We start from the raw sequence: 20,523 nt of genomic DNA, 5'->3' as shown, positions 1-20,523 counted from the left end.
ACAGAACTTCACCACGCGAACAATATGAGTGAGCGTCGAAGGGACAGGCCGATGCGCACCACCGTCGGAATCATCGGAGCCGGTCCCGCGGGGCTGCTGCTCGCGCGGCTGCTGCACCGCGCCGGCATCGACTCGGTCGTCCTGGAGAGCCGCGACCGCGCCTACGTCGAGCACCGCCAGCGCGCCGGGATCCTGGAACAGGGCACCGTCGACGTGCTGCGCGCGGCCGGGGCCGCCGAGCGCATGGACCGCGAGGGCCTGCGGCACGACGGGATCGAGCTGCGCTTCGACCGGCGCCGCCACCGCGTCGACTTCCCCGCGCTCACCGGCGGGCGGTCCGTGACGGTCTACGCCCAGACCGAGGTCTGCACGGACCTCATCGCCCTCCGGCTCGCCGACGGCGGCCCGCTGCTGTTCGAGGCGGAGGCCCTGGCGGTCGAGGGCGCCGACGGCGACCGGCCGCGGATCCCGTTCCGGCACCAGGGCCGCGAGGACGTGCTGGAGTGCGACTACGTCGTCGGCTGCGACGGCTTCTGGGGCGTGGCCCGCCGGGCCTTCCCCGCCCCGCTCTCCCGGGTGTTCGAGCGGTCGTACCCCTACGCCTGGCTCGGCATCCTCGCCGACGTCGCGCCCTCGCACGACGAACTCGTCTACACCCACCACGACCGCGGCTTCGCCCTCCTCTCCATGCGGTCACCGTCCGTCTCCCGCCTCTACCTCCAGGTCCCCGCCGACACCAAGGCCGAGGAGTGGGCGGACGACGAGATCTGGACGGAACTGGAACGCCGCTTGGAGACCGACGACGCCTGGACGCTGCGGCGCGGGCCGATCACCCGGAAGTCGGTCACGCCCATGCGCTCCTTCGTGCACGAGCCGATGCGCCACGGCCGTCTCTTCCTCGCCGGCGACGCCGCGCACATCGTGCCGCCCACCGGCGCGAAGGGCCTGAACCTGGCCGTCGGCGACGTCGTGACCTTCGCCCGCGCTCTCGTCCACCAGAAGGAGACCGGCTCCGCGGACCTCCTGGACGCCTACTCCGCGACCTGCCTCACCCGCGTCTGGCAGGCCGAGCGCTTCTCCTACGACATGACGACCCTGCTGCACCGCGCCCCGGACGCCACGCCCTTCGACCTCCGCCTCCAGCTCGCCCGCCTGGACCGCATCGCCACGTCCCGCGCGGCCGAGACCGACCTGGCCGAGGCGTACACCGGGTTTCCTTTCGGGTAGGTCCCAGGTTCGTCATGGAATGCGATCGTCCGTGGCGGGGAATCAGAGGGCCACGTAGCGTGTTGCGCAGCACGGCGAGGGAAAGATCCTCCTCAAGTATTACGGTCGATCCTTTGCCAATCCATTACTCTTGAGCCAAGGCTGCGCACGGCAGCCATGGAGGAGTGAAATGAGGAGCAGCAACCCGGTCTTCTCGCGACGGGGGTTCAGCCGCGACAGCGGCTACGCCGGCTTCAACACCGCACCGCAGGCCGGGTACGCACAGGGCAACCCCTACGCGCAGAATCCCTACGCCCAGCAGGGCGTGCAGTACGGCGCCCCGCCGCAGGCCCCGGCCACCACCGACCGGATGACGATGGACGACGTCGTCGTCCGTTCGGCCCTCACGCTCGGCACGGTCGCCCTCGGCGCCGTCCTGGCCTGGGCCCTGCTGCCGGTCTCCGCGACCAGCTACGGCCTGGCGTTCGGCGCCGCGATCATCGCGATGGTCCTGGCGCTGGTGCAGAGCTTCAAGCGCACCCCGTCACCCGCGCTGATCCTCGGGTACGCCGCCTTCGAGGGCGTCTTCCTGGGCGTCATCAGCGAGATGTACAACAGCCAGTGGCACGGCGCCCCGTTCCAGGCGGTGCTCGGCACCATGGCGGTCTCCGCCGCGACCCTGCTGGTCTACAAGGCCGGCTGGGTCCGCGTCACCGCCCGCTACGCCCGCATCGGCATGGCCATCGCCATCGCCTTCGTGCTCGTCATGGCGGTCAACCTGCTGCTGGTGGCGTTCGGCGTCGCCGAGGACGGCGGACTGCGCAGCTTCGGCCCGCTGGGCGCGATCGTCGGCATCATCGCCATCCTGCTCGGCGCGTTCTTCCTGACCCTCGACTTCAAGCAGATCGAGGACGGCATCGCCTACGGCGCCCCGCGCAACGAGTCCTGGCTCGCCGCGTTCGGTCTCACCCTCACGCTGGTGTGGATCTACGTGGAGATGCTGCGCCTGGTGGCGATCTTCAGCAGCAACGACTAGCCGGTGACGGCTGGACGGACCCAGTCGTGTGAAAGGGCCCCGGGCTGACGCAGCCCGGGGCCCTTCCCTCATCTAGAGCAGCTTGCGTGCTGCCCGGCGCAGGTCGTACTCATGGACGATCGCCTTCGCGTGGCCGTACGCGAGGTCGTACTCGTGCCGGAGCCAGCTGACCTTCTCCTCGAAGCGGAACAGGGCGGGGCCTTCTTCAACGGTGCGCAACCAGTCGGAGACTTCACGACCGGTGCAGTGCGGGATGCGGGCGAGCAGGTTGCGGTGGGTCTCCTCGGAGAAGAGTTGGGACATCGGCGCCTCCGAACGCAAAGGGGATGTAAGCCGGTCCTTCACGTCACCGTGCCTGAGCGTTCGCGTATTGGCAACAGTGCGGCACGTTACGCTCGGCGCGTGCTTGATACGACGCCCTTGATCCGAGCAGTTGATCACTTCGCGGACCGCCTGAGGGCCGCTCCGCAGAGCCGGCTCCAGCGGGGCGCCGCCGCCGAGGCCCTGGCCCTGGCGCGGGAGATGTCCCGGCGGGCCCAGCTCGCGGAGGAACCGGCCGCCGAGCCGCACGAGATGCCGGATGCGGGGATGTTCGCGGCCGCCGACCAGATCCTGGTGGCCGCGCACGACCTGGCCCTCGTACTCGAGAGCGAGGACCAGGTCACCGAGGCGGTGGAGCTGGTGGAGGAGTCCCGCAAGAGGGCGGGGGTCTGAACGCCCCCGGGCGGGTGGCCGTCAGAGCGAGGCGATGACCCTGTCGGCCAGGATGTAGACCGTGTCCTCGCCGCACGCGAACGTCAGCGTGTACGCACCGGAGATGCCCGAGCCGCCGAGCAGGTACGGCGACTCGCCCTCGCGCAGGGCCGCCGCCAGCCGCTCGGCCGTCTCCCGATGGCCCGGGGTCATGCACAGGGTGGTGCCGTCGGCGAAGACGTAGACGTCCAGCGTGCCCAGCGGGCCGGGCCGGACGTCGGCGAGCTCGGTACGGCCCGCGGCGAGCTCTTCGAGCGTGGTGACGGTGCGCTCGTGGTCGCCCACGGCCCGGGACTGCACCGGGACGAAGTCCGGATGCGAGGGATGGCGGCGGCGCGCCGCGGCCAGTTCGGGGGACTCCCCGGCGAACTCGTCGGCCTCGGTGGCCGCCTCGGCGACCGGCTCCAGCGGCTCCATCCCCGCGAAGTCCGCCTGCCGGGGCAGGAACACATCGCTGTCGGCGAGGCCCAGCAGCGAAGGGGCGTCGGAGGCGTCCCGCGCCTCCTGCGCGGCCCAGAAGGCGCGGGCCTCGGCCAGCTCCCGCTCCCGCTCCTCGGCGAGCGCCTCGGCCACGGCCGCGCGTATCTCCTCCGCGTCCGCGGTCGTACGGGCGGCGGGCAGCAGCGCGCCGACGGCGGCCTGGTCCCCGGCGAGCTGGGCCTGCAGCTCCCCGAGCTGGCGGCGCAGCTTCAGGACCGTGCGCAGGACGGCGACGCCCACGGCGCCGGTGGCGGCCGTGGTGAGCAGCAGGGCGATCGGCATGGCGCTCACTGACGTACTCCCAGGTTCAAAGTCGACCCCCGACTTCCTACATCAGCTTGAAGGGCGGACTAACCAGCTGTCAGTGCGTAACGTCACGAAACGGACAGGACTTTGGTCTCCGCGTTTCCCGGGCGACGGCACTGACCTGCACTGACCAGCATTGATGCCGTCGGCGAGGGAGGTAGGTCACATCCTGAGGGAGATTGGATCACAAAACGGCCCAGAATCCAGGCGTTTCCCGGGTTCTGGGCCGTTTCCTGACGTGCTGTGCCGTACCGGCTACCGAGGGTGTGCCGACGTCAGCTGAGGCGCTCGATGACCATGGCCATGCCCTGGCCGCCGCCGACGCACATCGTCTCCAGGCCGAACTGCTTGTCGTGCCACTGCAGCGAGTTGATCAGCGTGCCGGTGATCCGGGCGCCGGTCATGCCGAAGGGGTGGCCGACGGCGATGGCGCCGCCGTTGACGTTCAGCTTGTCCAGGTCGATGCCGAGGTCGCGGTAGGAGGGGATCACCTGGGCGGCGAACGCCTCGTTGATCTCGACCAGGTCGATGTCGCCGATGGTCAGGCCGGCGCGCTGCAGCGCCTGCTTGCTGGCCTCGACCGGACCGAGGCCCATGATCTCCGGGGAGAGGCCGGAGACACCGGTGGAGACGATGCGGGCGAGCGGGGTCAGGCCCAGCTCACGGGCCTTGGTGTCGCTCATGATGACGAGCGCGGCGGCACCGTCGTTGAGCGGGCAGCAGTTGCCGGCGGTGACGAGTCCGTCGGGGCGGAAGACCGGCTTCAGGCCCTGGACGCCCTCCAGGGTGACGCCGGGACGCGGACCGTCGTCCTTGCTGACGACCGTGCCGTCCGGCAGCGACACCGGGGTGATCTCCCGCTCCCAGAAGCCGTTCTTGATGGCCTGCTCGGCCAGGTTCTGCGAGCGGACGCCGAACTCGTCCATGTCCTGGCGGGTGACGCCCTTGAGGCGGGCGAGGTTCTCGGCGGTCTGGCCCATCGCGATGTACGGGTCGGGCAGCAGGCCGTCCTCGCGCGGGTCGTGCCAGGAGGTGCCCTCCTGCTCGGCGACGGCGGCGGTACGGGCCTCCGCCTCGGCGAACAGCGGGTTGTGCGTGTCGGGCAGGCTGTCGGAGTTGCCCTTGACGAACCGGGAGACCATCTCGACACCGGCCGAGATGAACACGTCGCCCTCGCCGGCCTTGATGGCGTGCAGCGCCATGCGGGAGGTCTGCAGCGAGGAGGAACAGTAACGGGTGATCGTGCAGCCCGGCAGGTGGTCCATGCCCATCTGCACCGCGACGACCCGGCCGAGGTTGTTGCCCTGCTCGCCGCCGGGGAGGCCGCAGCCGAGCATCAGGTCGTCGATGTCCCTCGGGTCCAGCTCGGGAACCTTCGCGAGGGCCGCCTGGATGATCGTGGCGGCGAGGTCGTCCGGTCGCAGGTCCTTCAGGGAGCCCTTGAAAGCGCGGCCGATGGGGGAGCGGGCGGTCGAGACGATGACGGCTTCGGGCATCACGGCTCCAGTGCGAGGGGTTGTAGGGCCGGTTGGGAAGTTACCGGTACGTATGGATCGGGTCACCGGTGTCGCGGTGTGACACTGGCCGCAATTTACTAAGCGCTTGCTTGGGGCTCCGCTTCCGAGGCGGTCCGCACCTCCAGCTTTCCACGCGGAGCCCCGGGACGGTCACGCCGACGGACGCGCCGGCTCCGCCTCCGGTACCCGGCGCCGCCGCCTCCGCTTCAGCAGTGCCCAGGGCCCTCGCGGCCCCGTGGGCATCGCCGCGGTCACCTCCGTACCCGCTTCGGACGCGGCCTCCGCCGCAGCACGGGCGACCGGCAGGAACCCCTCGCGCCGGAACACGTCCGGCCGCTCCTCCTCCGCCGGCCACAGCCCCAGCGCCGCACACACCGTCGGCAGCACCGCCATCGCGGCGGTCGCGTACCCCTCCGCCGAGGGGTGGTAGTTGTCCGGCCCGAACAGCTCCCGTGGATTCGCCTCGAACTCGGGACCGAGCAGATCCCCCAGCGACACCGTCCGCCCGCCCTGCTCCACCACCCCGATCGTCTGCGCGGCCGCCAACTGCCGCGAGGCCCGCCGGGCCAGCCAGCGCAGCGGCTGCTGCACCGGCTCGATGGTGCCGAGGTCCGGACATGTGCCGACGACCACCTCGGCACCGGCCGTGCGCAGCCGCCGTACCGCCGCCGACAGGTGCCGTACCGACTGCGTCGGCGGCATCCGGTGCGTGACGTCGTTGGCGCCGATCATGATCACGCAGATGTCGGGCACCGGGTGCGCGGACGACAGCACCAGCGCCACCTGCCGGTCCAGGTCGTCCGACTGGGCCCCCGGCTGGGCCACGTTGCGCAGCTCGACCGGCCGTTCGGCCACCGCCGCCAGGCCCGACGCCAGCAGCGCGCCCGGCGTCTGGCCCGCCCGGTGCACCCCCTGCCCCGCCGCCGTGGAGTCGCCGAGCATGGTCAGCCGCAGAGGAGGTTCCCCGGGAACGTCGTAGGCATGGCCGTACACGCCGTCGGCGACCGGTACCCGGCCGCCGCTGCCGTTGCCCACATGGCGCCGGGCCAGTTGCAGCTCGGCCAGCAGCAAGCCGACCGCGGCCGCACCGACCAGTCCGACCCCGCCACCGCCGTACGCCGCTCCGGCCGCGATGCGCCGGGCCACTCGCGCCCTCGACATGCTCGTCATGCGTCGCCGCCACCTCCTCGTAGCCGTATCCACTCCTTGCCCCGTACAGCCCGTTCGCCAATCTCCACAGGGAGTGAACGCCCGCCCGGGTTCACCCCGGGGCCTTAGGCTGGCGGCACCACTACGACCACTGTTTTTTTGCAGCAACCGGAGACAACGGTGCAATTTCACGACTCGATGATCAGCCTCGTCGGCAACACCCCGCTGGTGCGGCTCAACAGCGTGACCCAGGGCATCCGGGCGACCGTCCTGGCCAAGGTCGAGTACTTCAACCCGGGCGGTTCCGTGAAGGACCGCATCGCCCTGCGCATGATCGAGGCGGCCGAGCAGAGCGGGGAGCTGAAGCCGGGCGGCACGATCGTCGAGCCGACCAGCGGCAACACCGGGGTGGGACTCGCCATCGTGGCCCAGCAGAAGGGCTACAAGTGCATCTTCGTCTGCCCCGACAAGGTCAGCACCGACAAGATCAACGTGCTGCGGGCGTACGGGGCGGAGGTCGTCGTCTGCCCGACGGCGGTCGCGCCCGAGCACCCGGACTCGTACTACAACGTCTCCGACCGCCTCGTCCGCGAGACGCCGGGCGCCTGGAAGCCCGACCAGTACTCCAACCCCAACAACCCGCTCTCGCACTATCACTCGACCGGCCCCGAGCTGTGGAAGCAGACCGAGGGCAGGATCACCCACTTCGTGGCGGGCGTCGGCACCGGCGGCACCATCTCCGGCACCGGCCGCTATCTGAAGGACGCCAGCGACGGCAAGGTCAAGGTCGTCGGCGCCGACCCCGAGGGCTCGGTGTACTCCGGCGGCTCCGGGCGGCCGTACCTCGTCGAGGGCGTCGGTGAGGACTTCTGGCCCACCGCCTACGACCGCACCGTCGCCGACGAGATCGTCGCCGTCTCCGACAAGGACTCCTTCCAGATGACCCGCCGTCTGGCCAAGGAGGAGGGTCTGCTGGTCGGCGGTTCCTGCGGCATGGCCGTGGTGGCCGCCCTGCGCGTCGCCGAACGCCTCGGCCCGGACGACGTCGTGGTCGTCCTGCTCCCGGACAGCGGGCGCGGGTACCTCTCGAAGATCTTCAACGACGAGTGGATGGCCGACTACGGCTTCCTCGAGGACGAGGGCCCCAGCGCCCGCGTCGCCGACGTCCTCAGCGACAAGGCGGGCGGCTCCATCCCCTCCCTGGTGCACATGCACCCGGAGGAGACCGTCGGTCAGGCCATCGAGGTCTTGCGCGAGTACGGCGTCTCGCAGATGCCGGTCGTCAAGCCGGGCGCCGGCCACCCGGACGTGATGGCGGCCGAGGTCGTCGGCTCGGTCGTCGAACGCGAGCTGCTGGACGCCCTGTTCAGCAAGCGGGCCTCGCTGGAGGACCCGCTGGAGAAGCACATGTCCGCTCCGCTGCCCCAGGTGGGTTCCGGTGAGGCGGTCGCCGACCTGATGTCGGTGCTGGGGGCGGCGGACGCGGCGATCGTCCTGGTCGAGGGCAAGCCGACCGGAGTGGTCAGCCGGCAGGACCTGCTGGCCTTCCTGGCCAAGGGCGGGAACCGGTAGCGAACGCCCGGTGAACTGCCGGTGCCCCCGGCTGACTTGGGACGATGCGGGGTTCGCGGAAGTGGTACGAGGGTGTCACGTGCGCGCAGCACTCGCTTAACACGGGTCCGGCAGATTAGGGGTGTCGGCAAGGGCGGGAGCGGCTCCCCGCCCGGGTCGGCGACGTACGGCGCCAAGGACCTCCGGAGCGGCTCCCGGACCTCCAAGGACGCCATGGACGCGCAAGTCCGGCTCCGGCCGGCCCGCGTCCCTCGCGGGGACCGCCGTCGTCCCGCCCCCCGGCAACGGGGGTGCGGCGGTCCCCGCGCATGTCTGCCGGCTCAGCGAGTGCTGCTCGATTCCCAACTGCCCAGCAGCGCGAGGCGTTCCGCCGTCTCCGAGCCCGGTTCCGGGGTGTAGACGACGATCGTCTGGTCCGGGTCCGCCGGGGCGGTCAGGGTCTCGTACGGGAGGGTCAGCAGGCCCGCCACCGGGTGGCGCACCTTCTTCACGCCGTACGCGCACTCCTTGACCTGGTGGTCGGCCCACAGGCGGCGGAAGTCCTCGCTCTTGAGGGAGAGTTCGCCGACCAGGGCGCACAGGCCGGGGTCGTCGGCGTAGAGGCCCGAGTTGAGCCGCAGGTGCGCGACCGTCTGGGCGGCCACCGCGGCCCAATCGGGGTACAGCTCCCGGCCCGCGCGGTCGAGGAAGACCTGCCGGGGCACGTTCGGTGTCCCTGTCGTGCGGCTGAAGCCGTTGACGGCGTCGCCGAGCGCGTTCCACGCCAGAACGTCCATGCCGCGGCCGAGCACGAACGCCGGGCTGCGTTCCATGCCGTCCAGCAGGGCCTGGACGCCGGGCCGGACGCGGGGCGCGGCCGGCTGCTGCTTCGTGCCCCGGGCGCGCCGGGGGCGGGCCACCGTGCGCAGGTACGCCTGTTCGGTCTCGTCCAGCCGCAGCACCCGGGCGATCGCGTCCAGCACGGCGTCCGACACGCTCGTGCCCCGGCCCTGTTCCAGCCGGATGTAGTAGTCGACGCTGACGCCCGCGAGCTGGGCGACCTCCTCGCGGCGCAGGCCCGGTACGCGGCGCCGCCCGTGGACGGGCAGCCCCACCTCCTCGGGCCTGATGCGGGCGCGGCGTGAGCGCGGGAAGCCGCCCACTTCTCCTTCGATCCGGTCCCCGTCCATGGAGTCGATCGTAGGCCCGGCAGGGGCCGCCGTCCTGGTACTGGCAGACCCAGGAAAAGCGCATCCCTGGGTAGCGCCGCCGCTCGAGGCGAGGGTGGTGTCAGCGCCGGGGAACAGCCCCGGCCGGCAGTCCGAGGGGGACACCCATGTCGTACGAGAACCTGTCCGGCCGTACCGCCGTCGTCACCGGGGCCGCCAGCGGCATCGGCGAGGCCGTGGCGGTGCAGCTCGCCGCGCGGGGCGCCCGGGTGGCGCTGTTCGCCCGGCGCGCGGACCGGCTGGAGGCCCTGGCCGAGAAGATCCGGGCGGACGGGGGCGAGGCGCTCGCCGTGGTCGCCGACGTCACCGACGACGCGTCCGTCGAGGCCGCCCGCGACCTGGTCCACGCGGCGTACGGGCGCGTCGACCTGGTGGTCGACAACGCCGGTGTCATGCTGCCGAACCCGGTGGAGGAGGGCCGGCTCGACGAGTGGCAGCGGATGCTCGACACCAATGTGACCGGGGTGCTGCGGGTGATCCGGGCCTTCTCCGCCGACCTGGTGGCCGCCGCGGCCGAGGGCGGCACCGCGGACCTGGTGAACGTGTCGTCCATCGGCGCGCACATCGCGTTCCCGAACTACGCGGTGTACGGCGCCACCAAGGCCGCCGTCACCCATCTCTCCCAGTCGCTGCGCACCGAGTTCGGGCCGCGTGACGTGCGGGTCACCAACATCGAGCCGGGGCTGACGGAGACCGAGCTGAAGACGCACGTCGGCAGCGCGCAGCTGTCCGGGCAGCTGGACGACATGATCGGCGCGATCGGTGCGCTGTCGGCGCAGGAGGTGGCCGATGTCGTCGTCTACGCCACCAGCCGCGCCCGGCACGTCAATCTGCGCCAGATCGTGGTGCTGCCGACCCGGCAGGCGTGAGCCGGGCCGGTCCCCCCGGTCAGTCGTCCTGGGGGGATCGCCCGGACCGGCGCCGCCCGGCGAGCAGTTCCGGATTGACGCGCACGGCCTGGGCGAAGTTGACGCCGACGATGCCCGCCCAGACGACCGCGAGGCCCGACATCCCGGCCAGGGCGCCGCTGATCGCGGACAGCGGGATCGCCAGCACCAGGGTGATGACGGCGAAGCCGAAGCGCTCCGCCCAGCTGTCGCCGCTCTTGGGGCGCCGGGTGCCGCGCACGTCGGTCATCCGCTGCTCGGCCAGGTGCCGCCGCACCCGGCGGTCCACGGCGTCGTCGATCCGCTGCTCGACCTTCTCCAGGAAGGAGTCGACGAGCGCGGACTCGTATTCCTCGCCCAGTTCCCGGCGTGCCCGCACGGTGGCGTTCAGATCCTTGCCGAAGTCGGCGTCCCGCGAGTCCAGTGCGCTCATGCGGTCCACCGTAGGGATGCGGCGGGGTGCTCCGCACTGGGGACAACCCCCCTCTTGGCCATGCGGTCGCCCCCTCCCCGGCTGTATAAAGGTATGCAGAGATGCATTGCCTGAATGGACGGGCGGTGTGGGTGAAGGCCTCGGCGCTGTACTCTCCCGGGGCGGCGAGGACATCTGGAGGGGGAGTACGTCATGAGCGCGACCGACAGCCCTGCGACCCGGTTGCAGGCGCTCTTCGAGGGGCACCGGCTCACGCCGACCCAGCGCCGCATCGCGCACAGCATGGTGCGGCGGGCCGCCGACGTGCCCTTCCTGTCCAGCGTGGAGCTGGCCGAGCTGGCCGGGGTCAGCCAGCCGTCCGTGACCCGGTTCGCGGTCGCCCTGGGCTTCGACGGCTACCCCGCCCTGCGCCGCCATCTGCGCGAGGTCGTTCCCGCCGAGCCGGCCGCTGCCGTCGAGGCGGGCTCGTACAACGAGTACCAGCAGGCCGTCGAGGCCGAGATCGAGAACCTGAGGCACCTGGCGGAGCTGCTGGCCGATCCCCGGCCGGTGCAGAGGGCGGGGCGGCTCCTCGCCGCGTCCCGCCCGCTGCCGGTGCTCGGGCTGCGCGCCGCCGCCTCCCAGGCGTACGGCTTCGCGTACTTCGCCGCCAAGGTCCACCCGGACGTCCGGCTGCTCAACGAGGGCGGCACGATGATCCACGACCGCATCGACGCGGCCGTCCGGGCAGGCGCCACCGCGCTGCTGTGCTTCGCGCTGCCCCGGCATCCGCGCGAGGTCGTCGACACCCTCGGCTACGCGCAGGAGGCCGGACTGACCGTCGTCACGGTGGCCGACTCCGCCTTCGCGCCCGTCGCCAAACATTCCGACCTGCTGCTGCCCGCCGCCGTGGGCACCGGGCTGGCCTTCGACACCGCGTGCGCGCCCATGCTGCTCGGGCGCGTGCTGCTGGAGGCGATCTGCGACGATCTGCCCGAGGCCCAGGCCCGGTTGGAGGAGTTCGACGCCCAGGCGGCGGCCCGGGGTCTGTTCGTGGAGTGACCCGCCTGTCTCTCAGACTCGTCTCACTTTCTGCCGCTAGCGTGCCGGTGAGAACAGGCATCTGGTGACGTGACACGGGAGGCTGACGTGGCGCGCGGAGGACAGGGGCTGGCCCGGGTGGCCGTGGTCGTACGGGCGGGGGCCGCACCGCTCGGGTGGCTCGGGGTGATCGCTACGGGGATCGGGGTCTTCGTGCCCGGGGTGACCGGGCGGCGGATCGGGGTGCTGGCGGGTGCCGCGCTGTTCCTCGTCACCGCGGCCGTGGTGGCGCTGGTGCGCCGCGGGCGGTACGCCGGTCTGGTGCGCGGTGCCGCCCGTGCGGGCAAGTACGACGTACTGCAGGACCGGGCCGTGACGGTTCGCAACTGGCGGCGCGGGCACCACTGGTGGCTGCTGCTGGCCTTCGCTGCGGCCTTCGGCAGCTCCTTCGCGGTGCCGGCGGCCGGGGGCATGCTGCTCGCCGGGGCCGGCGCCGGGTTGTGGCTGAAGGCCGCCTGGATCGGGCGCCGGGAGCGGGCGGCGCAGACGCTGCTGTGGGTACGGGTCGACTGGCTCGACCGGCGCGGCGGCAGCCCGGCCGGCAAGGCCGTGCAGGCCCTGCGGGGTACGGGCATCGCGGCCGGCGACGCGGCCCCGGGCGGGGCCCGCCGCCGTACCGCCGCTCTCGTCCGGGCCTGAGGGGCGGCCCGGGGGTCAGACCTCGAGTTCCTCCTCGATCTTCTTCAGCTGGTGCCGGGCCATCGCCAGGTTGGCCCGGGAGGCGTCCAGCACCAGGTAGAGGAACAGACCGTTGCCGCCGCGGCTCTTGAGCAGGCGGATCAGGTGGTACTGGTCCGACAGCGTGATCAGGATGTCCTCGATGTCGCCCTTGAGGCCCAGCATCTCCATCGTGCGCATCTTGGCGCGGATCACGTCGGTGTTGCCGGCCGCGGCCACGTTCAGGTCGAACGTCTTGCTGCCGCCCATCGTGCCCAGCGCCATCCCGCTGGTGTAGTCGACGAGCGCGACGCCGGTGGCGCCCTCGATGGAGGTCAGCGCCTCTTTCAGTGCCGTCTCGGTGTTGGCCATGGTGGGTCCTTTCGCAATGCTCAACTGTCGGTTGCGGTGTGCGCTTCGGTGGCCGTGGTGCGGGCCGCGCGCGTGGTGCGGGTTCGTACGGGGGTGGTCCGGGTGGCCGGGCGCGCGGCCCGGGCGGCGGCCTCGGCGGCGTCCAGCAGTTCGCCGATGCGGGCCCCGGCGCGGCGGCCCTCCAGGTGCAGCCGGCCGACGTTGACCCGGTCCTGGGCGAGCAGTGTCAGTACGGCGGTGCGGCCGGCCGCGTAGGTGGCGACATAGCCGTGCTCGCCGCGCACCAGCAGTTCGCGGAAGCCGCCGTTGCCGGTGGCGTCGGCGACCCGGACGGCCACGCCGAGCGCGGCCGCGGTGAGCGCCGCCAGGCCCTCGGGGTCGACACTGGGGGTGTCGTGGGCGACGACGAGGCCGTCGACGCCGGCCGCCAGGGCGCCGGTGAGCTGCGGCACCCGGGTGCGCAGCCGGCGCAGCTCGTCCAGGACGGTCTCCAGGTCCTGTTCGGCCACCATCAGGTCTGTCCTCTCGGTGGGGCGGTGCCGTTCAAAGCGCCTCCAGCGCATCCCTGAGCCTCTTCAGCAGCGCGATGTCGGGGTCGGTGACCGTGAGCGGGAGTGTCGGGGGTGCCGGGCGCGGGGGCGGGGCGGGGGCGACGGGCACCGGCCGCACCAGCCCGGCCGCGGCGAGCCGGCGGACGTCCACCAGCGTGTGGAAGGCCTGCCGGCCCAGGTTGCGAGCGATCTGGGCGGCCGTACGGACGCCGTCCACCCGGTCCAGGACCGCCCGTCTGCGTGCGGTGACCGGCACCGGTGCGACCGGGTCGGCCCTGATCAGCGGGGCGCTGTCGGCGGCCGGGTCCGGCCAGGTGCGGTGCAGCAGGAGCCGGCGGCGCAGCGTCTCGCGTTCCAGTGCCACGACGGGGACCGAGGGCAGCGAGCCGGTGCGCGGCGGCGGGCCGTAGCGGAACCGGCCCGGGGCGCTGCTCGGCGCCAGCGCGAAATATCCGGCGTCGTACAGCGTGTCCAGGTGGCACAGCTCCAGGGCGCCCGCCGGCAGCAGCCCGGCCTCCAGCAGCAGGCGGGCCGCCTCCGCCGGGCCGTCGGCCTGCCCGGCCGCCTGCTGCCAGGCGGCCGCCGCGAGCGTGCCGTGGGCCGTGAGGAGCACGTCGAGACCCGGGGCGTGGGGGCTCTCGGCGTGCACCACCCGGCCCTCGGCCAGGTACAGGGTGCCGTGCTCACGGACCAGGACGCCGGTGGCCCGCTCCTCGGCGAGCCGCCCGAGCATGGGTGACAGCGCGCCCGCGGTCCGGTCGCGCCCGGCCTCCCGGTCCCGCACGGGAAGCGGCGGGGGTGTTTCGACTCTGGTCATCCGAGCACCAGCCGGGCGGCCATCTCGCCGAGCCGGATCCGCGCGAGGGCGAGGTTGCCCTCCTCGCGGCCCAGCCACAGGTGCAGGAAGACGCTGCTGTCGAAGGACGTGTCCACGAACCGCAGCAGGTGGTAGCTGTCGCGGTTGCTGACGATCACGTCCTCGACCGGCGGCTGCCCGTCCGCGCCGCCCCCGGCCGTGAAGGCGCCGTGCTCGGCGGCCAGCCGGGCCAGCTCGGCGGCCTCGGCCGCGGTGGTCTCGTGGTCACCGCCGGGGGCCTCCCCGACCGTGCCGAGGGCCAGTCCGCTCGTCCAGTCCACCAGCGCGGCTCCCCGGGCACCGGGCAGGCGCATCGCTTCCAGTAAGCACTCGTCGATTCCGGGCACCGTGGCTCCCCTCCCGCCTGGGACTCCGGCTGAGTGACGACGACACTACGCAACGTGTGCGCGAGGAGTGAGGCCTTTGGCATTTTCCGGTGGAACGTGCGTCCGGCGTACTAGTGTGGGTCAACTGACGACTGTTTCCCGGCAGTTGATCCATTTGTTCGAGAGCGGGCAGGGGTGCGTCAACGGCTCCCGGAAGCGGCCAGGGTGGTGAGCGCCGAGGCGTGCGCCGCTCCCGACTCCGCCACCACCTCGGCCACCGTCTGCGCCTCCCGCACGGTCGCGAACGCCACGCCCCCCGACCCGTCCGGCGCGAAGCCGTGGACGGCCGGGCGGGCCAGGGAGTTGTAGGCGTAGTGGTGCGCGAAGCCGTACGCGCCCGTGTCCAGCGCCGCCGCGTAGTCGCCCTGCTCCAGCAGGGGCAGGGCGCGCCCCTCGGCGAGCAGGTCGCCCGAGAAGCAGGCCGGGCCCGCCACGTCCTGCACCACCTCCGGGCCGGGCTTGGGTCGCCCCTTGGCGTCGTACGCGGCGATCCGCAGCGGCCACGCCCCCGGCGCGTACACCGTCCGCGTCGCCACCTGCACGCCCGCGTGCGTCACCGCGATGCGCCGCCCGCCGGAGCTCTTGGCGTACTCCACCCGGGCCACCAGCGTGCCGTGCCGGGCCAGCAGCGACCGCCCGAACTCGGTCACCAGCCCGTACCGCCCGTCGAACAGCCCCGGCACCTGCTCGGCCAGCAGCCGCGCGTACTGCGCGTGCGTCGGCCCGGCCGCCTCGGCGGTGAAGTCGACCGGCAGCCCGCCGCCGATGTCGAGCGTGTCGACCTGCCGCCGCCCCACGCGCGCGTTGATCTCCTCCGCCAGCGCGTACGTCTCCGCCACGCCCCGCGCCATCAGCGGCAACGGGATGCCCTGCGACCCGGTGTGCGCGTGCAGCCGGGTCAGCCACGGCCGGTCCGCGTACGCCCGGACCACCCATGCGCGGGCCCCCTCGTCGCGCAGCGCCACGCCGAACTTGGAGGTCTCCGTCGCCGTCGAGGTCGCCCCGATGCTGCCGCCGCCCACCTGTGGATTGACCCGGATGCCGAGGGGCGGGCGGACGGGCGCGGAGCCGACGAGCGCATCGAGCCGCTCCAGCTCCTGCGGGTTGTCGGCGTTCACGGCGATGCCCAGCGCCAGTGCCTCGCGCAGCTCGGCCGTGGTCTTGGCGGGCGAGTCCAGCACGATCCGCTCCGCCGGCAGCCCCGCCGCCCGCGCCAGCGCCAGCTCGCCGGGGCTCGCCACCTCCGCGCCGATGCCCTCTTCGTGCAGCAGGCGCAGCACCGGCACCAGCGGGGCCGCCTTCACCGCGAAGGCGTGCAGCACCGGGGTCCCCGGGGCGGTGACCGCCTCGAAAGCCGCCCGCAGGGCCGCCGCCGATTCCCGGATGCCGGTGACGTCCAGCAACCCCACCACGGCCGCGTCCGGCCCCAGCAGGCCCTGCTCCACCGCGGCCCGCACCGCCTCGTCCCGCCGGGCGGCCCGCTCCCGGGCCGCGCGCTCGATCTCCCGCTCCACGGTTTCTCCCTTGTGTCCGCCTTCGGGTACGTCCAGCCAAGCACCGGCGGCGCGCGGACGGAGCCGGCCCGCCGTATTGACTAGTTCTATTCAGAGAGCCAGGATGTGAATAGACGCAGTAACAGGAGGAGGCAGACGATGTCGGGACCCCGCCCCGTACGAGCACCGCGCGGCACGGAACTGAGCGCCCTGGGATGGCAGCAGGAAGCCGCCCTGCGGATGCTGCAGAACAACCTCGACCCCGAGGTCGCCGAGCATCCCGACAAGCTCGTCGTCTACGGCGGCACCGGCAAGGCCGCCCGCGACTGGCGCTCCTTCGACGCCATGGTCCGCACCCTGAGGACCCTCAAGCAGGACGAGACCATGCTGGTCCAGTCCGGCCGCCCGGTCGGCGTCATGCAGACCCACGAGTGGGCCCCGCGCGTCCTCATCGCCAACTCCAACCTCGTCGGCGACTGGGCCAACTGGGAGGAGTTCCGCCGCCTCGAGGCCCTCGGCCTCACCATGTACGGCCAGATGACCGCCGGTTCCTGGATCTACATCGGCACCCAGGGCATCCTCCAGGGCACCTACGAGACCTTCGCCGCCGTCGCCGCGAAGAAGTTCGGCGGCACCCTCGCCGGCACCATCACGCTGACCGCCGGCCTCGGCGGCATGGGCGGCGCCCAGCCGCTCGCCGTGACCATGAACGACGGCGTCGCGATCTGCATCGACTGCGACCCGCGTGCCATCGAACGCCGCATCGAGCACCGCTACCTGGACGTGAGGGCCGACTCCCTCGACCACGCCCTCCAGCTCGCCGTCGAGGCCCGGGACGCCCGCCGCCCGCTGTCCATCGGCGTCCTCGGCAACGCGGCCGAGCTGCTCCCGCAACTGCTCGCGATGAACGCCCCCGTCGACATCGTCACCGACCAGACCTCCGCCCACGACCCGCTGTCCTATCTGCCGGTGGGCATCGCCTTCGAGGACATGGCCGAGGCCGCCGCCAAGGACCCGGCCGGCTTCACCACCCGTTCGCGCGAGTCCATGGCGAAGCACGTCGAGGCGATGGTCGGGTTCATGGACGCCGGCGCCGAGGTCTTCGACTACGGCAACTCCATCCGCGGCGAGGCCCAGCTGGCCGGCTACGACCGGGCCTTCGCCTTCCCCGGCTTCGTGCCGGCCTACATCCGCCCGCTGTTCTGCGAGGGCAAGGGCCCCTTCCGGTGGGCGGCGCTGTCCGGCGACCCGGCCGACATCGCCAAGACCGACAAGGCGATTCTGGAGCTGTTCCCGGAGAACGAGTCGCTGGCCCGGTGGATCAAGATGGCCGGGGAGCGGGTCCACTTCCAGGGGCTGCCCGCGCGCATCTGCTGGCTGGGCTACGGCGAGCGGGACAAGGCCGGTGAGCGCTTCAACGACATGGTGGCCTCCGGTGAGCTGGCGGCTCCGCTGGCGATCGGGCGCGACCACCTCGACTGCGGATCCGTCGCCTCCCCGTACCGCGAGACCGAGGCCATGCTCGACGGGTCCGACGCGATCGCCGACTGGCCGCTGCTGAACGCCATGGTGAACGTGGCGTCGGGTGCGTCGTGGGTGTCCCTCCACCATGGCGGTGGCGTGGGCATGGGGCGGTCCATCCACGCCGGGCAGGTGACCGTGGCCGACGGTACGAAGCTGGGGGGCGAGAAGATCCGGCGCGTGCTCACCAACGACCCGGGGATGGGCGTGATCCGGCACGTGGACGCCGGGTACGACATCGCGGAGTCCGTCGCCGAGGAGCGGGGGGTTCGGGTGCCGATGCGCGAGGGTGGCGAGGCGTGAGCCAGGGTTCTGGTGAGCCGAGCGGCGACGGTTCGGCGCGGGCCGGTGTCTCGTCGCCGTCTGCCGCTGCGGCTGTGCCCACCCGTTCCGCCCTGCGGAACGACCGCCCACAGCCCGTACGGCCTGCGGGTTCGAGCGGCGACGCGGTACAGCCCGTGCGGGACGGCGGCTCGCAGCCCGGCGGGTCCACCGCTCGCAGTGCCCCTTCCTTCCAAGAGATGTGGCGCGAGTTGCTGCCCATCGGGCGGCACCCCGAGTCCGGTGGGTATCGGCGATACGCCTGGAGTGGGGCCGATGCCGAGTGCCGGGCCTGGTTCGAGCAGCAGGCACAAGCCCGTGGGCTGGCCTGCGAGGTGGACCGGAACGGGAACCAGTGGGCCTGGCTGGGGGACCCGGCCGCCGGGGACGCCGTGGTCACCGGGTCGCACCTGGACTCCGTGCCCGACGGGGGGGCCTTCGACGGGCCCCTCGGGGTCGTCTCCTCCTTCGCCGCCCTCGATGAACTGCGCGGCAGGGGAGCGGAGTTCACGAAGCCCCTGGCCATTGTCAACTTCGGTGACGAGGAGGGCGCGCGGTTCGGGCTCGCCTGTGTCGGGTCCCGGCTCACCGCCGGGCAGCTGAGCGTCGAGCAGGCGCACCGGCTCACCGATGGGGACGGGGTCACCCTCCCGCAGGCCATGGAGGCCGCCGGGTACGACCCCGAGGCCATCGGGGCCGACCCCGAGCGGCTGGCCCGGATCGAGGCCTTCGTCGAGCTGCACGTCGAGCAAGGCCGTGCGCTGGACCTGTCCGGCGACCGGGTCGGCATCGCCAGTGCCATCTGGCCGCACGGACGGTGGCGGTTCGACTTCCGCGGTGAGGCCAACCACGCCGGCACCACCCGGCTGGTGGACCGGCGCGACCCGATGCTGTCGTACGCCGAGACCGTGCTCGCGGCCCGCCGCGAGGCCGAGCTCGCCGGTGCCGTCGCCACCTTCGGCAAGATCTCCGTCGAGCCGAACGGCGTCAACGCCATCCCCTCCCTGGTGCGCGGCTGGCTCGACTCCCGCGCTGCCGACCAGGAGAGTCTCGACGCCGTCGTCGGCGGCATCGAGAAGGCCGCCCGGGAGTACGCCGACGCCCACGGCATCGACCTGGACGTCGTCCGGGAGTCCTTCACCCCGGTGGTCGAGTTCGACCACGCCCTGCGCGACGAGCTCGGCCGCATCCTCGGCCGGGACACCGGCCTCACGGTGCCCGTGCTCGGCACCGGAGCAGGACACGACGCCGGGATCCTCTCCGCGCGCATTCCGACCGCCATGCTGTTCGTGCGCAACCCCACCGGCGTCTCGCACTCCCCGGCCGAGTTCGCGGCCGAGGACGACTGCCTGGCCGGGGTGCACGCGCTCGCCGACGTACTGGAAGGACTGGCCTGCAGGTGACCAAGGGGACCTACTGGTTGGAGCACGCCTGGCTCGGCGCCCACGTCGAGCCGGGAGTGGTGGTGGAGACCGCGGACGGCCGCATCACCGCCGTCCGCACCGGCGTGGCCGCCCCGCCGACCGGCGCCGAGGTGCTGCGCGGCCTGACCCTGCCCGGCCTGGCGAACGCCCACTCGCACGCCTTCCACCGGGCGCTGCGCGGCACCGTCCAGGTGGGCAGCGGCACCTTCTGGACCTGGCGCGAGGTGATGTACTCCGTCGCCGACCGGCTGACCCCGGAGACCTACCACGCCCTCGCCCGCGCGGTGTACGCCGAGATGGCCCTGGCCGGCATCACCTGCGTCGGCGAGTTCCACTACGTCCACCACGCCCCCGGCGGCACCCCCTACGCCGAGCCGAACGCCATGGGCGAGGCGCTCGTCGCGGCCGCCGCCGAAGCCGGGATCCGCATCACCCTCCTCGACACCTGCTACCTCTCCTCCGGATTCGGCGAGCCCCCCAACGCCCACCAGCTGCGCTTCTCCGACGGCAGCGCCGAGGCCTGGGCCGAACGCTGTTCAGTTCTCAAGGAACGGGATCACGCGCGGATCGGGGCGGCGATCCACTCCGTACGCGCCGTGCCGGCCGGGCAGTTGGCGACCGTGGCGGAATGGGCGCAGGAGCGGCGGGCGCCGCTGCACGTGCACCTGTCGGAGCAGACCGCCGAGAACGAGGCCTGCCTCGCCGCCCACGGCCGCACGCCCACCCGGTTGCTCGCCGACCACGGCGTCCTCGGCCCGCGCACCACCGGCGTGCACAACACCCACCTCACCGACGAGGACGTCGCGCTGCTCGGCAACTCCCGCACCGGCACCTGCATGTGCCCGACCACCGAACGCGACCTGGCGGACGGCATCGGACCGGCCCTCGCCCTCCAGCGGTCGGGCTCCCCGCTGTCCCTCGGCTCCGACAGCCACGCTGTGATCGACCTGCTCGAAGAGGCGCGCGCGATGGAGCTGAACGAGCGGCTGCGCACCCGCTCCCGGGGCCACTGGACGGCCGCCGCGCTGCTGCGCGCCGCCACCGCCGACGGACACGCCGCGCTCGGCTGGCAGGACGCCGGCACCATCGAGACCGGCGCGCTCGCCGACCTGACGACGATCGCGCTCGACTCGGTCAGGACGGCAGGGCCGCTGCCCCGGCTGGGCGCCGAGACGGCCGTATTCGCGGCGGGCGCGGCCGACGTACGGCACACGGTCGTGGGCGGCCGGCACGTCGTGCGCGACGGGGAGCACGCGCTCGTCCCCGACGTGCCGCGGGCGCTGGCCTCCGCTGTCGAAGCCCTGCGCGGCTGACC

At 72.7% G+C, this 20,523-nt stretch carries 21 protein-coding genes; 10 read left to right on the top strand and 11 right to left on the bottom strand.

Annotated elements, in window-relative coordinates:
- Nucleotides 1-51 precede the first annotated feature (51 nt).
- Both ACZ404_RS26255 and ACZ404_RS26250 read left to right on the top strand, forming a co-directional pair.
- Nucleotides 52-1,227, top strand: coding sequence for a 4-hydroxybenzoate 3-monooxygenase (locus tag ACZ404_RS26255; RefSeq protein ID WP_468443922.1), 1,176 nt, complete (start codon nt 52-54; stop codon nt 1,225-1,227).
- Between the two features lie 169 nt (nt 1,228-1,396).
- Complete coding sequence (locus tag ACZ404_RS26250) at nt 1,397-2,242, top strand: Bax inhibitor-1/YccA family protein (protein ID WP_468443920.1); 846 nt, start codon at nt 1,397-1,399, stop codon at nt 2,240-2,242.
- Nucleotides 2,243-2,314: 72 nt separating this feature from the next.
- Here the strand turns inward: ACZ404_RS26250 and ACZ404_RS26245 are convergent, their stop codons facing one another.
- A complete protein-coding gene (locus tag ACZ404_RS26245; RefSeq protein WP_020940491.1) occupies nt 2,315-2,545 on the bottom strand; it encodes a DUF4287 domain-containing protein in 231 nt (76 codons plus the stop codon).
- Nucleotides 2,546-2,644: 99 nt separating this feature from the next.
- Between ACZ404_RS26245 and ACZ404_RS26240 the strand changes: the two genes are divergently transcribed.
- Nucleotides 2,645-2,956 carry a hypothetical protein gene (locus tag ACZ404_RS26240; RefSeq protein WP_468443918.1) on the top strand — a complete coding sequence of 104 codons (312 nt, stop codon included), beginning with the start codon at nt 2,645-2,647 and terminating at the stop codon, nt 2,954-2,956.
- A 21-nt stretch (nt 2,957-2,977) separates the two neighbouring features.
- On the opposite strand, the gene ACZ404_RS26235 is transcribed toward ACZ404_RS26240, so the two are convergent.
- The 3 genes from ACZ404_RS26235 to ACZ404_RS26225 all read right to left on the bottom strand — a co-directional run bounded on the left by ACZ404_RS26235 (nt 2,978) and on the right by ACZ404_RS26225 (nt 6,468).
- Nucleotides 2,978-3,757 (bottom strand): hypothetical protein, encoded by a 780-nt coding sequence (locus ACZ404_RS26235; RefSeq protein ID WP_468444243.1) that lies wholly within the window; start codon nt 3,755-3,757, stop codon nt 2,978-2,980.
- A 299-nt stretch (nt 3,758-4,056) separates the two neighbouring features.
- Entirely contained in the window at nt 4,057-5,277 is a 1,221-nt protein-coding gene (locus ACZ404_RS26230) for an acetyl-CoA C-acetyltransferase (protein WP_468443916.1), read from the bottom strand.
- 171 nt (nt 5,278-5,448) lie between these two features.
- The gene (locus ACZ404_RS26225; protein ID WP_468443914.1) at nt 5,449-6,468 is read right to left on the bottom strand and encodes an SGNH/GDSL hydrolase family protein; all 1,020 of its coding nucleotides are present in this window, start codon (nt 6,466-6,468) and stop codon (nt 5,449-5,451) included.
- Between the two features lie 159 nt (nt 6,469-6,627).
- Between ACZ404_RS26225 and ACZ404_RS26220 the strand changes: the two genes are divergently transcribed.
- Nucleotides 6,628-8,019, top strand: a complete 1,392-nt coding sequence (locus ACZ404_RS26220) for a cystathionine beta-synthase (RefSeq protein ID WP_468443912.1) — start codon at nt 6,628-6,630, stop codon at nt 8,017-8,019.
- Nucleotides 8,020-8,339: 320 nt separating this feature from the next.
- Here ACZ404_RS26220 and ACZ404_RS26215 read toward each other — a convergent pair whose 3' ends face one another.
- A complete protein-coding gene (locus tag ACZ404_RS26215; RefSeq protein ID WP_468443910.1) occupies nt 8,340-9,188 on the bottom strand; it encodes a helix-turn-helix transcriptional regulator in 849 nt (282 codons plus the stop codon).
- Nucleotides 9,189-9,334: 146 nt separating this feature from the next.
- Here ACZ404_RS26215 and ACZ404_RS26210 point away from each other — a divergent pair, with 146 nt between their 5' ends.
- Nucleotides 9,335-10,096 carry an SDR family oxidoreductase gene (locus ACZ404_RS26210; RefSeq protein ID WP_468443908.1) on the top strand — a complete coding sequence of 254 codons (762 nt, stop codon included), beginning with the start codon at nt 9,335-9,337 and terminating at the stop codon, nt 10,094-10,096.
- A gap of 19 nt (nt 10,097-10,115) precedes the next feature.
- On the opposite strand, the gene ACZ404_RS26205 is transcribed toward ACZ404_RS26210, so the two are convergent.
- On the bottom strand, nt 10,116-10,547 hold the full coding sequence (locus ACZ404_RS26205; RefSeq protein ID WP_468443906.1) for a hypothetical protein: 432 nt from the start codon (nt 10,545-10,547) through the stop codon (nt 10,116-10,118).
- A 192-nt stretch (nt 10,548-10,739) separates the two neighbouring features.
- Here ACZ404_RS26205 and ACZ404_RS26200 point away from each other — a divergent pair, with 192 nt between their 5' ends.
- Together ACZ404_RS26200 and ACZ404_RS26195 are read left to right on the top strand one after the other, a co-directional pair.
- Entirely contained in the window at nt 10,740-11,588 is an 849-nt protein-coding gene (locus ACZ404_RS26200) for a MurR/RpiR family transcriptional regulator (RefSeq protein WP_468443904.1), read from the top strand.
- A gap of 87 nt (nt 11,589-11,675) precedes the next feature.
- A complete protein-coding gene (locus tag ACZ404_RS26195; RefSeq protein WP_468443902.1) occupies nt 11,676-12,266 on the top strand; it encodes a hypothetical protein in 591 nt (196 codons plus the stop codon).
- A 15-nt stretch (nt 12,267-12,281) separates the two neighbouring features.
- On the opposite strand, the gene ACZ404_RS26190 is transcribed toward ACZ404_RS26195, so the two are convergent.
- From ACZ404_RS26190 to ACZ404_RS26170, 5 genes are all read right to left on the bottom strand, one after another.
- Entirely contained in the window at nt 12,282-12,656 is a 375-nt protein-coding gene (locus tag ACZ404_RS26190; protein WP_468443900.1) for a roadblock/LC7 domain-containing protein, read from the bottom strand.
- Between the two features lie 20 nt (nt 12,657-12,676).
- Nucleotides 12,677-13,168: a roadblock/LC7 domain-containing protein gene (locus ACZ404_RS26185; protein WP_468443898.1), complete on the bottom strand. Its 492-nt coding sequence runs from the start codon at nt 13,166-13,168 to the stop codon at nt 12,677-12,679.
- 31 nt (nt 13,169-13,199) lie between these two features.
- Nucleotides 13,200-14,024, bottom strand: coding sequence for a transcriptional regulator (locus tag ACZ404_RS26180; protein WP_468443896.1), 825 nt, complete (start codon nt 14,022-14,024; stop codon nt 13,200-13,202).
- Nucleotides 14,021-14,410, bottom strand: a complete 390-nt coding sequence (locus ACZ404_RS26175; RefSeq protein ID WP_468443894.1) for a hypothetical protein — start codon at nt 14,408-14,410, stop codon at nt 14,021-14,023. The genes ACZ404_RS26180 and ACZ404_RS26175 overlap by 4 nt, the downstream gene beginning before the upstream one ends.
- Nucleotides 14,411-14,589: 179 nt before the next feature.
- Entirely contained in the window at nt 14,590-15,963 is a 1,374-nt protein-coding gene (locus tag ACZ404_RS26170) for a type III PLP-dependent enzyme domain-containing protein (protein WP_468443892.1), read from the bottom strand.
- A 138-nt stretch (nt 15,964-16,101) separates the two neighbouring features.
- Here ACZ404_RS26170 and hutU point away from each other — a divergent pair, with 138 nt between their 5' ends.
- From hutU to ACZ404_RS26155, 3 genes are all read left to right on the top strand, one after another.
- Nucleotides 16,102-17,766, top strand: coding sequence for a urocanate hydratase (hutU, locus tag ACZ404_RS26165; RefSeq protein WP_468443890.1), 1,665 nt, complete (start codon nt 16,102-16,104; stop codon nt 17,764-17,766).
- 92 nt (nt 17,767-17,858) lie between these two features.
- Nucleotides 17,859-19,187 (top strand): allantoate amidohydrolase, encoded by a 1,329-nt coding sequence (locus tag ACZ404_RS26160; RefSeq protein ID WP_468444241.1) that lies wholly within the window; start codon nt 17,859-17,861, stop codon nt 19,185-19,187.
- Nucleotides 19,184-20,521, top strand: coding sequence for a formimidoylglutamate deiminase (locus ACZ404_RS26155; protein ID WP_468443888.1), 1,338 nt, complete (start codon nt 19,184-19,186; stop codon nt 20,519-20,521). The genes ACZ404_RS26160 and ACZ404_RS26155 overlap by 4 nt, the downstream gene beginning before the upstream one ends.
- The last annotated feature ends 2 nt before the right edge of the window (nt 20,522-20,523 follow it).

The sequence above is a fragment of the Streptomyces sp. NPDC030798 genome, assembly GCF_055572275.1.
This window is presented reverse-complemented; position numbering and strand designations above follow the sequence as displayed.